The organism is Sphingobium sp. (assembly GCF_003248505.1).
GTDB lineage: Bacteria > Pseudomonadota > Alphaproteobacteria > Sphingomonadales > Sphingomonadaceae > Sphingobium.
Map to the genome: position 1 here is coordinate 18758 of NZ_QFOA01000040.1, position 11540 is coordinate 30297.

General features: G+C 63.9%; 10 protein-coding genes and 1 tRNA gene. 7 read left to right on the forward strand and 4 right to left on the reverse strand.

The window, feature by feature from the left end; genetic code table 11:
• Nucleotides 1-171: 171 nt before the first annotated feature.
• Nucleotides 172-3522 carry an autotransporter domain-containing protein gene (locus tag DI606_RS12755; protein ID WP_293983577.1) on the forward strand — a complete coding sequence of 1117 codons (3351 nt, stop codon included), beginning with the start codon at nucleotides 172-174 and terminating at the stop codon, nucleotides 3520-3522.
• 91 nt (nucleotides 3523-3613) lie between these two features.
• On the opposite strand, the gene DI606_RS12760 is transcribed toward DI606_RS12755, so the two are convergent.
• Genes DI606_RS12760 through yajC form a run of 4 tightly spaced genes read right to left on the reverse strand, consistent with a single transcriptional unit; the run spans nucleotide 3614 to nucleotide 6969 of the window.
• Nucleotides 3614-3991 (reverse strand): Mth938-like domain-containing protein, encoded by a 378-nt coding sequence (locus DI606_RS12760; RefSeq protein ID WP_293983580.1) that lies wholly within the window; start codon nucleotides 3989-3991, stop codon nucleotides 3614-3616.
• A 26-nt stretch (nucleotides 3992-4017) separates the two neighbouring features.
• The gene (secF, locus tag DI606_RS12765) at nucleotides 4018-5004 is read right to left on the reverse strand and encodes a protein translocase subunit SecF (protein ID WP_293983583.1); all 987 of its coding nucleotides are present in this window, start codon (nucleotides 5002-5004) and stop codon (nucleotides 4018-4020) included.
• Between the two features lie 20 nt (nucleotides 5005-5024).
• Entirely contained in the window at nucleotides 5025-6623 is a 1599-nt protein-coding gene (secD, locus tag DI606_RS12770; protein WP_293983585.1) for a protein translocase subunit SecD, read from the reverse strand.
• A 10-nt stretch (nucleotides 6624-6633) separates the two neighbouring features.
• Nucleotides 6634-6969, reverse strand: a complete 336-nt coding sequence (gene yajC / locus DI606_RS12775; protein WP_293983587.1) for a preprotein translocase subunit YajC — start codon at nucleotides 6967-6969, stop codon at nucleotides 6634-6636.
• 188 nt (nucleotides 6970-7157) lie between these two features.
• Here yajC and DI606_RS12780 point away from each other — a divergent pair.
• The 6 genes from DI606_RS12780 to DI606_RS12805 all read left to right on the forward strand — a co-directional run bounded on the left by DI606_RS12780 (nucleotide 7158) and on the right by DI606_RS12805 (nucleotide 11465).
• Nucleotides 7158-7234, forward strand: a tRNA-Pro gene (locus DI606_RS12780).
• A 277-nt stretch (nucleotides 7235-7511) separates the two neighbouring features.
• Nucleotides 7512-8330, forward strand: coding sequence for a hypothetical protein (locus DI606_RS12785; protein ID WP_293983589.1), 819 nt, complete (start codon nucleotides 7512-7514; stop codon nucleotides 8328-8330).
• Nucleotides 8331-8403: 73 nt separating this feature from the next.
• Complete coding sequence (locus DI606_RS12790; protein WP_037464378.1) at nucleotides 8404-8601, forward strand: AlpA family transcriptional regulator; 198 nt, start codon at nucleotides 8404-8406, stop codon at nucleotides 8599-8601.
• Between the two features lie 111 nt (nucleotides 8602-8712).
• Nucleotides 8713-9258 (forward strand): hypothetical protein, encoded by a 546-nt coding sequence (locus DI606_RS12795; RefSeq protein WP_293983595.1) that lies wholly within the window; start codon nucleotides 8713-8715, stop codon nucleotides 9256-9258.
• A 207-nt stretch (nucleotides 9259-9465) separates the two neighbouring features.
• Nucleotides 9466-9837, forward strand: a complete 372-nt coding sequence (locus DI606_RS12800; protein WP_293983597.1) for a hypothetical protein — start codon at nucleotides 9466-9468, stop codon at nucleotides 9835-9837.
• Nucleotides 9834-11465 (forward strand): type IV secretion system DNA-binding domain-containing protein, encoded by a 1632-nt coding sequence (locus tag DI606_RS12805; RefSeq protein WP_293983600.1) that lies wholly within the window; start codon nucleotides 9834-9836, stop codon nucleotides 11463-11465. Before DI606_RS12800 ends, DI606_RS12805 begins: the two co-directional genes overlap by 4 nt.
• The last annotated feature ends 75 nt before the right edge of the window (nucleotides 11466-11540 follow it).

The following is an 11540-nucleotide window of genomic DNA, read 5'->3' on the forward strand; positions in this document are numbered from 1 at the left end:
CCGCGCAAGGCTGACCCGAAATGCGGGGCCTTTCAAATCGCCCATAAGAAAATCGTAAGAAACGGACATGAATGTGGCCGATATGTAACAGTCGTAAAGTTTCGTACGACGCCGGATTGTCTTGCGTCCTTCGTCTGTTAGCCTCGGCTCCGGTCTTTGGGGAGAGTAATCATGCACATTCGCAAGAATGGTGCGGGCCTTTTGGCGCGCATCGGTCGTCCTGCACTTCTGGCGTCGGCCGCGATGGGAGCGCTCGTCGCCCCCGCCGCCCATGCCGTGGTTCCGAACGACGGAAAAACACCGACGCAGATCCTGGACACCGGCGTCAACGGTGTCGGCATCATGTATCGCGCCGACGGCTTCGTCTGCACCGGGACGCTGGTCAATCCACGCACCGTCATTTTTGCGGCGCACTGCGTGAACGATCTCAAAACCCCTGACTATTCGACGGTCAACGGCGGCGTCCCGGTCGCCTTCGCCTTCCAGGCGGATTCCCGCCCGGGAATTATCAACTGGCTGAGCAACAACTATCGGACTAATACGGTGCTCAGCGTCTACAACGTCAACAACATCGCCTATCATCCCGAATCGCTCGATCCCAATGCGCGCAGCTTCCTGTTCGGCGACGTGGCGATGGCGACGCTGGATACGCCCGCGAAGGGCGTGCCGACATGGACCATGCTGTTTTCCGCGCTGCCTGCCCCGGCGAGCATCAGCGACACGACCGGCACCAACTATCATGTGACGATCACGGGCTACGGTCGCACCGGCAGCGGCACGCAGGGCCAGGTTCTCGGCGTCGATTTCCGCCGCCGCGTCGCGGAAAACTTCCTCGGCATGCTGGGGTCTCTCGACGACATCGACAGCTTCCTGTTCGGCGCCGCCGACGGGCTGCCCCAGAATCTCTATCAGCTCGACTTCGACGATCCGGCCCGCCGCAATCCCTATGATATCAACGTCTTCAAGGATGGCCCCCTGCCGAACGAAGGCGTAACGGCGAGCGGGGATTCGGGCGGCCCGCTGATCCTCGACCGGACCTTTGCCGAAAAGACGGTGATCGGCGTCCTGTCGGGCGGCAGCCGCTATTTCCTCGACCAGCCGCAAAGTTCCTATGGCGGCTCGTCCTTCTACCAGCCGCTCTATCTGTTCTGGGACTGGATCGCGGCCAACAACCCCTATCGCTATGCAACCGCAAAGGCGGGCGACGGCAAGTGGAGCGATGCCAGCCACTGGGTGACGGCGCTCGATCCCAACTATCGCGTCATCGACAACGCGGGCAAGCTGGTGAACGGCGTGCCGACCGCGACCGGCGCGGGCTCCTACGGCGCGGACGCCGCCAAGAAGTTCGGCCAGATCTGTCAGCCGACCGACGGCGGCGAAGCCTGCTTCGACGTCAACACCAAGCAGTTGCTCCTCAACGGCAAGGTCGTTTCCAGCGACGGGCAGACGCCCGCTGAAACCGGCGGTTCGGCCAGCCGCGCCAACAATCTGGGCAAGGCCGAGATCGCCGACCGCAGCGCCACCCCCGAACATGTCAGCCTCAGCGGCGAAGCCACTGCGTCGAACGCCGCTACGCCGACCGGCAGCATCGTCGAGCCGCAGGCCAGCGGCCCGCTGCCCGTCGCTACGGTGGCCAACGGACTGCCCGGTGCGAGCAACTTCATCCCCAACAATATCGCGCCGGTCGCCGCGCGCGGTGTCGTGGGCCGCTATTATGACGTGACGCTCGCGTCCAACGGCCGCACCACGCTCGACACCAGCGTCACCGTCGACCGTTTCGGCATCGCGGGTGCAGGCGCCACGCTCGACGTGACGTCCACCGGGTCGCTCGCCAGCCTCATGGAAATCTCGCATCTTGCGGGCACGGTGAACGTCAACGGCGCGGTTTCGACACCGGGCGACTATTTCCTGCTGACCGGCCTGCTTTCCGGGTCGGGCACGGTGCGCACGCCCTTCCTCACCAACGTGCGCGGCGTGATCGCGCCCGGCGGCCTCGGCACGATCGGCACGCTGACGGTCGAAGGCAACGCCATTCTCGCGTCGGGCAGCACGCTCGCCGTCGACCTTGGCAATAACGGGGTGTCGGACGTGCTGGCGGTGCGCGGCACGGGTGCCGGTGTCGCCAATGTCGGCGGCGCGGTCGCCTTCTCGGCGGCCAGCGGCGCACGGGTGCGTTTCGGCAATCGCTACACCTTCCTGACGACAACGGGCGGCGTTACCGGCACCTTCGCCGCGCCCACTTCGCTGACGCCGATCCTTCGCCCGGTGCTCAGCTATTCGGGGAACGCGGTCTCAGTCAGGATCGACGCGGGCCGCTACGCCGACGTGGTGAACGGCGCCTCGCAGACACAGGTGTCGTTCGCGCGCCTGCTCGATCAGAATCGCGGCAACTACAGCCGCTTCGCCGGGCTTTACGGTGAAACCGACCTCTTCACGGTCGGCGGCATCCAGGCCGCGTTCGAAGCGATGGCTCCGCGCACCGAAACGCTCAAGACCTCGATGGGCGAAACGCTCAACGACAACATGGCGCGTTTCTACCGCGACCGCCTGACGAAGATCGACGGCGGCGCGATGGGCGGCACGCTCACCATGGTGGGCCAGCCGCTCCAGCTTGCGGCGGCAAACCTCAACAACATCGACCTCGGCCTCGACCAGGGCGGCGACACCGCCACGCAGACGCGCGAAGGCGTGCTGCCCGACGATGTCAGTGCCTTCCTTGCGGGCGGATATATCGACGGCAGCGCCCGCCCGATGCGCTCCATCGGGTCGCTCGGTCGCGACCAGTTCGACGGCTGGTATGCGGCTGCGGGCGTCGAAAAGGCCATGGGCGACAGCGGCGTCGTCGGTCTGTCGGTGTCCTTTAGCCAGCTCAAGGGCAATACCGCAGTCAACGACACTGCCCGTGCCCGACTGTATCAGGGCACCGTGTATGGCGCATTCGACCTTGGCGGGCTGAAGCTCGATGCGGTGGGCAGCGCGGGCACGCTCGCAACCAGATCGCGCCGCGCCTTCGCCATCGGCACGACGCCCTATACGCTCTTCGGCTCCGACCAGGAACTGGCGCTGTCGGGCGAACTCGGCCTTAGCAAGGCGCTCGGCAACGAAGCGTTCGCCATCGTGCCCCGCGCGTCGATCCGCGGCGCCTATATCAGCGGCGGCAACCTTGCCGAATATGGCGGGGACGCGGCGCTGGTCATCGAGCGGCATGCGATCCAGAGCGCGCAGGGACGCCTGGGTGCGACGCTCAAGGCCAATAGCAGCGGCTTCAAGCCCTATGTCACCGCCAACTTCGTGCATGAGTTCCGCGATCAGCCGGCGTTCCTGCTGGCCAATCTGGTCGGCGGCAACGGCCCGCTCGCGCCCTTCGCACTCGGCGGCCAGGACAAGAATTGGGGCGAACTGGGCGGCGGCCTCACCATCGCCACCGGCAATGTGGACCTCAGCCTGTCGGCCGACACCACCGCCTGGCGCAAGGACGTGAAGTATCAAAGCTATCGCGCATCAATGAAGATCCGCTTCTGATCGCTTCCCCTCAGCCGACATGAAAAGGGCCGCCCCACCGGCGGCCCTTTTTGCATCTGGCGATGTCGTCGGCGGACGATATCTGACCGCATCAGAGCGGCAGCAGGGCCGCCACGATCTGCCGCTCCTCGGCACGGAGCACGCCCCAGGCGCGTGCCGCCGCACGGCTGTCCATCGCTTCCACGCCGATCCCCCTCGCCTCCAGCGCTCGTACGAATGAACGCGGCGGCTGGCGCAATCCTATGCCAGTGCCCAGCAGCAGGAATTCAGGCGCAGGCCGCAGGGCAAGCAGATCGCCCAGCGCTTCGGGCGTCAGCGCATCGACCGCAGGCGCATCCGGCCACGCCAGCGCGCGCACGGGGCTCAGCAACAATCCGTCCGGGAAGACATCGTCACGTACCCGGAAGCCGCGCCCTTGAAAGCCGGTGACGATCGGCCCCTGCCCGCTCTCGTCGCGGCGGAGCTTCATCCCGCCGCTGCCGGGGACCGGCTCGCTCAGGGCCGCGCTCCATCGTCACGCGGCCCCACGCGCTCGGCGTCGCCGACGAAGCTCTTCTTTGCCGCCTTTTTCTCGGCGGTGCCTGGCGTCAGGCCCAGAGAAATCAACAGCGAAGAGGACACATAGATGGATGAGTATGTGCCGACCACGACGCCCAGCATCATCGCGGCGGTAAAACCGCGCAGCACATGGCCGCCGAACAGCAGCAACGCACCCAGCGCCAGCAGGATGGTCATCGACGTCATCACCGTTCGGGGCAGCGTTTCATTGACGGACAGGTCGATCAGCGCCTTCATGTCCATCTTCCGATATTTGCGCATATTCTCACGAATACGGTCGTCGATCACCATCTTGTCGTTGATCGAATAGCCCACGATGGTCAGCACGGCGGCCACGATGTTAAGGTCGAACTCCAGTTGCGTGATGGCAAAGAAGCCCAGCGTCATCAGCACATCGTGCATGATTGCGACGAAGGTCGATATGCCGAACTGCCATTCGTAACGGAACCACGAAAAGATGGCGATGCCGACCACCGCCAGCATGACGGCGAGAATGCCTGTCTGGATCAGTTCGCCCGACACCTTGCCCGACACCGTGTCGTAGCGGGAAAAGGTGACGCCGGGGAACTGCGCTTCCATCGCCTTGCGCGTTTTTTCGACCACCGCGTTGGACGCCCCCGCCCCACCCTTTTCCGGCAGCGGCAGGCGGATCTGCACGGTCGTGGGATCGCCGAACTGTTGCAGCGAGCTTTCGCCCACATTCAGCCGGGCGATCGTCGTGCGCACCTTGTCGGTTTCGACCGGCTGCGGGAACTTCGCTTCGATCATCAGGCCGCCAACGAAGTCGACGCCCATGTTGAGCCCCTTGTGTAGCGTCGCGCCGATCGCCAGCACCGTCAGCAGCGCGGTGAGCGCGAACGCCCATTTGCGCATCGCGACAAAGCCGATGTTGGTGTTATCCGGAACGAGTTTGAGCAGTTTCATGAGCTTTCTCTCCCGCCCCGTCAGATGTTGATTTCGGTCGGGCGCTGCGTGCGGACCCAACGGGCGACGAGCAGGCGCGTGAAGGTGACGGCGGTGAACACGCTGGTCGCGATGCCGATCAGCAGCACGATGGCGAAGCCCTTGACCGGGCCCGACCCCAGCGCAAGCATGATGCCGCCCGCGATCGCGTGGGTCACGTTCGCTTCGAAGATGGTGCGGCTCGCTTCCTTATAGCCATGCTCGATCGACGCGACGATGTTGCGCCCGCGCCGCCGCTCCTCGCGGATGCGCTCGTAGATGAGGACGTTGGCGTCGACCGCCGTGCCGATCGTCAGCACGAAACCGGCGATGCCCGGCAGCGTCAGCGTCGCGCCCAATATGCCCATCACGCCCAGGATCACGAGCACGTTAATGGCGACGGCGATGTTCGCGTAGACGCCGAACCGACCGTAGCTCACGAACATGAAGGCAGCGACCGCGACCACAGCGATAATCGAGGCGATCAGGCCTGCGCGGATCGAATCGGCGCCCAGGCCCGGCCCGACCGTGCGCTCCTCGACCACGGTGAGCGCGACCGGGAGCTTGCCCGAACGCAGCGCGATGGCAAGCTGGTTGGCGCTCTCCACGGTGAAGTTACCGCTGACCTGCGCGCTGCCGCCCAGGATCGGTTCGTTGATGTTGGGCGCCGACAGCACCTTGCCGTCGAGGATGATCGCGAAGGGACGGTTGACGTTCTGCGACGTCACCTGCCCGAATTTGCGGCCGCCCGATCCGTTGAAGCGGATGTTGACGATCGGCTGGTTGCTCTGGTCATAACCCTGCGTGGCGTCGGTCAAATCTTCGCCCGACACCATCACCTGCCGCTTGACCGCAATCACCGGCACGCCGGACGGGTTGCCGGGATAAGGCAGAACTTCGCTGCCCACCGGCGCGCGCCCCTGCGCCACTTCGGCAGGGTTGGCGCTGGTATCGACCAGCTTGAATTCCAGCTTGGCCGTCTGGCCCAGCAGGTCCTTCAACGCCTTGGGGTCCTGAAGTCCTGGAACCTGCACGACGATGCGGTTGCTGCCCTGCTGCTGAATCGTGGGTTCGCGCGTGCCCATCTCGTCGATGCGTTTGCGAATGACTTCGGTCGCGACTTCCATCGCGCTCTTGACCGCATTGTTGATGCCCGCGTCGGTCGGCGTGATCACGACGGTCGTGCTGTTCACCACCTCGACGTTGAAGTCGCGCTGCCCGGTCAGCCCCGCGCCCTGCGTCAGCGGACGGATACGCTCGACCGCCGCGTCCACCTGCGAGGGGTCGCGCACCATGAAGCTCAATTTTCCGTCGCGGCTCGATATGTCGCCGATCGCGATTCTGGGATCGCCCCGGCGCAGTTCGGTGCGGACCTGGTCCTCCATATTGGTCAGCCGCTGCTTGGCGACATCCTGCGTCGACGCTTCGAGCAGCAGATGGCTGCCTCCCGCAAGGTCGAGGCCTAGGTTCACGCGCGTCTGCATGAAGCGCGGAAGCTGCGCGACGGTCGATTCGGGCAGGAATGTCGGGATCGCGCACAAAGCGCCGATCACCAATGGCAGGAGGATCGCGAAGACCGCCCAGCGCGAGAAGTTCAGCATCGCCGCGCGCTCAGTCGTTCGCGGGCTTGGCAGTGGTGGGATCGATCACGTCGGCGAGCGTCGACTTGACCGCCTTCACCTTCATCCCCGGTGCCAGTTCGATATCGGCGTAGATTTCGTCCACCCGAACCACCTTGCCGACGAGGCCGCCGCCGGTGACGACCTGGTCCCCCTTCTTCACTGCGTCGATCTTGGTCTTGTGATCCTTCATCTTCTTCTGCTGCGGGCGGATGAGCAGGAAGTAGAAGACGACGAATATCAGGACCAGCGGCGCCATCTGCACCAGAATACCGGCACCGGAGGCTTGCCCGCCCGCGGTTTGGGCAAAGGCAGGGGTTATGAACATGAGTGGACTTTCGCCTTGTTTTTTCGGGACCGTGCGCAGTGGTTCACGGCCCACGGATCAAGGGCGGGCGGCTAACACAGATGGGGGCCGCGAAGCAATATCATTAGGGTGCCAGACGAAGGACACACATTCCCGTCACAACAGCGCTTGCAACTTCCCCCGCACCCGACTAAAGCGCGCCCTCCGGTCGGGACGTAGCGCAGCCTGGTAGCGCATCACACTGGGGGTGTGGGGGTCGGAGGTTCGAATCCTCTCGTCCCGACCAATATTTCAATTACTTAGCCGATATTTTCACCCCGCCAGGGGCCACCAAATTCGCTCTGGTGGTGCGCTGGTGGTGCAAATTTAATTTTGGCGATGGCCACGCAGTGCATCGCAACGCCTCGACATCGCACGCGCCCGGCCCCCTTCCGATTGAAGATTCGCCTCACTCTGCTTATGCCAGCCGATAGATGCGAGAGCAGTTGCCTCTACGCCCCGCCGAGTTCGTCAAAATTCGGGATGGCTATATTGCGTTTCTGAAACGACCAGCAGGAACGGCCTTGACCGCCATCATCCCGACAAGTGTGCTCGGCGCGATGGCATCGGCGGCGAAGCGCGAACGCAAACGTCGCAACGGACTCCACTTTGCGCAATTGGCCTCGGTGGTCGTTGTACTGCTAGCCGTGGTCTTGATCGCCGCTCAGGATCGGATCACACACGGCGGCGGCTGGGTCCTCCTTTTTGCTGGAGGCTGCACCTTCATATGGGCGCGCAAACGCGCCAAGGTGCGCGATGAACCGGAAATCGAAGAAATCCTCACCGAGCCGGATGAAACGCTGGCGCGTAATCTACGGGCACTTGACGACTTTCGAAAACAGATCGCCGGCGGCGACATCCCATGCGTCGAGCGACTTCCCGATGGGAACCTTAAGCCCGTTACGAAGAGCGCCCTTCGGGCATTTCTTGCCAATCACGGCACGCTTCTTATTGTCAGCCGGGATCAAAACCTTTGGCAATGCATCCCGCACCGTCCAATTCCCATGAGCGAATTGTTGGTCAAGCTCGGCGGTCGCGTTGCCCCTGCCCTCGTTACCTCCAGAACATTGCTCGACACCGCCGACCGCGACTTATTCGACCGCCGCGTAAAGTGGCTTCTTGCCCATTCCGAAGCAGACCCGCGTGCAAACTCCTTTCGCGAGGCGATTCAGATCATCATAGCCTTGCGACGGCCCGAACTCGACGGACTGACCTTCGAGCGAAAGAAGGAAATCCTTCGCGAAGAAAGGATTAGCGATAGCCGAATGGAGAAAATCCATGCGGGCGTCTATCCCGCCTTCAACAATTATCTGCGCCAACTGCCCATGCATGAATTTCCGTGAATGGGGAACTGAATAGCTTCCAGCGCCTCCCGGAGCCACGTCCTGCACTCCAACCAATGGAAAGGACGCCTTCATGCCCCCTGATCGAAACCAGCTTTTGACTGTCGTGGACGTACTCAACGTCACTGGCTTCAAATCTCGGACCACCCTCTATCGCCGGGCCCGCAACGGCAGCTTTCCTAGTCCCTGCCACATTGGCTCTGGCAAAATTCGATGGCGATCCGGAGATGTCGAGGACTGGCTGAACAGCCTTCAGCCCCGCCGCTACTGAACTAATCCGCAGACGCTTCCCGGCTCCGGTCTGATGGCTGGGCGGGCCCGTCGCGTCTGCATCTCTCGAAACGATAAACCACTCAATCGTGGTTTCACGAAAGGATGACTCATGCCTTCAATCCGCAACACCGTCGATCGGCTGGCCGCACGGCTGCGGAGCCGGTCCCATGTCACGCTGCGCTTCACGGTCCATCAGCGGCTAGCGCCCATGGTCGAACCGCTGATCGAGCGGCTGCTAACCTTCGATGACGATGGTGAAACCTACCGCTGTTCGATCAGCCACTCGATGCTCAGCGAACGTCCCGTTCTGCACAGCCACCGGGGCGTCATATCAACCCTGCGGGTAGATGGTCCCCTGCAGGATGCAGGCAGGACCTGTCTCCCACTGGGTGGGCTGATCGAAGGCCCGCATGTCACTGCGCATCTCGATCCCATCGCCGCAAGGCAGCTCGACAACCGATTGCAGGATGCCATCGACGAAGTGATCCAGAATTGGATCATCGAACACGGCCTTTACGACCAACCCCGTCAGCGCCGGGAGATCGATCGCCCCAAGGCGGACCGCGAAGCCAAGCGGATCATCGCGGCCTGGGTGTCCGATGCAACCGCTGACGCTTCGGGCGAAGCCTGCCGGGAAGGATCGGACCATGTCTGATCCGGTCGCCCAACGGACAAGGTTGCGGGGCTGCGATGCTACGCATCGAGCCGACAATTCAGATACACACCTCACGCACGGGTGCATCCAGCATTTCTGCGGGTTTGACGGGATGCGGATAGCATCTCGCCAAACGCGGCTTGGCCAAAACTGCGCAAATCCGCTATTCCACGCGATGGCTAATAGCATCTCGGTTGGAGCGGCATCATGAGCGCCCGCGCCCAGACCGTGCGGCTCTCTCCAGCCCAGCACCGCACCCTTGCCGGCTTCGCCAGGCAACGCGGATTGAGCGAATATGCCATGCTCGCCCGCGTCGTGGACACGGGACTGGCCGCCCTCGTCCAAGGGACGGGCAGCACAATCGACTCCCGCGAGATCGTGACCGAACTGGCATCGGTCGGTACGCGCATCGTGGACGTGGAGCGGATGCTGGACCGCGCGCTGTTCACCGCCTGCGCCGCCTATTGCTACGCCCGCAGCGCCGCCAGTGGCGCGCGCAAGAGCGACGCGATCCTCACCGAGGAGATCACCGCCGCCTATAATCGCCAGCGGGGTCTTGCGCGGGAGAACCGGCCATGACCCGCCCCGACGATCGCCGCAACCATGCCGATGCCCTGCGCAAGCATCATCTCAGCACGCAAGGCGCCCGCCTCAAGCGCCAGACCCTCGTCATGCTGGCCTCGGTTGCCCTTGGCGGGCTGGCACTTCCTAACATGATGCTCGGCCGCGACGCGATGCTCGCCACCGGCACCTACTACTGGGCCAGGACCAAGCTCTGGGCCGTGTCCGGCTGGGAGGCGGACACAGGGATCGACGTTCACTTTCCCGACCATGTCGAGGAAGGGAGATCGGCGCGCCAGATTATCGCCCATCCCTATTTCCGGCGGCGCGTCGATCTTGTCTGGGCCTGGACCAGACGGGGATGCTGGCTGGGCTTCGGCACCTGGCTTGTGGGCCTGATCGCCTTGCGCGGCGCGATGGCGCGGCGGCGCGAGCGCCTGCTGGCCGATCGCTGGATCGGCGGAACGCAGGTGGTGAACGAGAAGCAGTTGGCCAGGCTGACGGGGAAGGAGGACGGCGCTCGCACCCTGGCGATCGGCAAGGTACCGATCCCCGCCCGTCTGGAGACCCGCCACATGGCGATGATCGGCACGACCGGCAGCGGCAAGACCACGGCCTTGCGGCAATTGCTCGACGGCATCGAGGCGCGCGGCGAAGCCGCGCTGGTCTACGACACCAGCGGCGAGTTCATCGCGCACTATTACAATCCGGCGCGCGGCGACGTGATCCTCAATCCCTTCGATGCCCGCTGCGCCTTCTGGTCGCCCTTTGCCGAGATCGCCCATCCGGCGGACGCCGACCGCATCGCCCACCAGCTGATCACCGAGACGGGGCAACATGACAGCGACGTGTGGCTCGATACCAGCCGCATCCTTGTCGCCAATATGATCCGGGCTCTGTGGCAGGAGAACAGGCGGACGCTGCCCGACCTGCTCCATGCCCTGAAGAATCGGCCCAAGGACGACCTCAAGGAATGGCTCGCCACCAGTTCGTCGGCCCGCACCTTTGCGGACGATGCCGACCGGGCCACGGGCAGCGTGCTGTTCATGCTGGCGAAGGCAGCGGACCTGATCCAGTTCCTGCGCGCTGAGGACGGCAAGGCGAGGCCCTTCGCCTTCCGCAGCTTCATTGAAGCGCTGGACCGGCATCCCGGTGCGCGGCCGTGGATATTCGTGCCGCGCAAGGAGGATTACTTCGAGGCGTCGAAGCCCCTTCTCGCCTGCTGGCTGGAATGCGCGGCCAGCGCGGTGCTGGGCCTGCCCCCTTCCGAGGACCGGCGTATCTGGTTCGTGCTGGACGAACTGGCCGACCTGCCGCGTGTCGATAATCTGGCGCGGCTGCTGCCCGAGGGGCGCAAGTTCGGCGCGGCGGTCGTTCTGACCTTCCAGGCACTGGGGCAGATGCAGCACCGCTATGGACCGCAGATCGCCGAATCCATGCTGGGCTGCTGTAACACCAAGCTGTTCCTGCAAACCATCGACAGCGAAACCCGCCAATGGGCCAGCCAGACCATCGGCACTTCAGAGATGGAAATCCGGACCAAGACCGACATGCTGGGCGACGGCGACGAGGGGCACCGCATCAATCTGGGCCGGATGCGCGAGGTGCGGCCCGCCGTCATGGTGTTGATTGCCGCTGAGAAGTGACCCGGGGTTTTCATCGAGAAGTGACCCACCTTGCGATTATGTTTCGGATGTCAGGGGTGGGTCAAGATGGGGTTT

Excerpts from the sequence above, each read along its gene's own strand:
- DI606_RS12755 (WP_293983577.1), top strand. The coding sequence starts at position 172 with ATGCACATTCGCAAGAATGGTGCGGGCCTTTTGGCGCGCATCGGTCGT.
- DI606_RS12760 (WP_293983580.1), bottom strand. The coding sequence starts at position 3,991 with ATGAAGCTCCGCCGCGACGAGAGCGGGCAGGGGCCGATCGTCACCGGC.
- secF (WP_293983583.1), bottom strand. The coding sequence starts at position 5,004 with ATGAAACTGCTCAAACTCGTTCCGGATAACACCAACATCGGCTTTGTC.
- secD (WP_293983585.1), bottom strand. The coding sequence starts at position 6,623 with ATGCTGAACTTCTCGCGCTGGGCGGTCTTCGCGATCCTCCTGCCATTG.
- yajC (WP_293983587.1), bottom strand. The coding sequence starts at position 6,969 with ATGTTCATAACCCCTGCCTTTGCCCAAACCGCGGGCGGGCAAGCCTCC.
- DI606_RS12790 (WP_037464378.1), top strand. The coding sequence starts at position 8,404 with ATGCCCCCTGATCGAAACCAGCTTTTGACTGTCGTGGACGTACTCAAC.
- DI606_RS12795 (WP_293983595.1), top strand. The coding sequence starts at position 8,713 with ATGCCTTCAATCCGCAACACCGTCGATCGGCTGGCCGCACGGCTGCGG.
- DI606_RS12800 (WP_293983597.1), top strand. The coding sequence starts at position 9,466 with ATGAGCGCCCGCGCCCAGACCGTGCGGCTCTCTCCAGCCCAGCACCGC.
- DI606_RS12805 (WP_293983600.1), top strand. The coding sequence starts at position 9,834 with ATGACCCGCCCCGACGATCGCCGCAACCATGCCGATGCCCTGCGCAAG.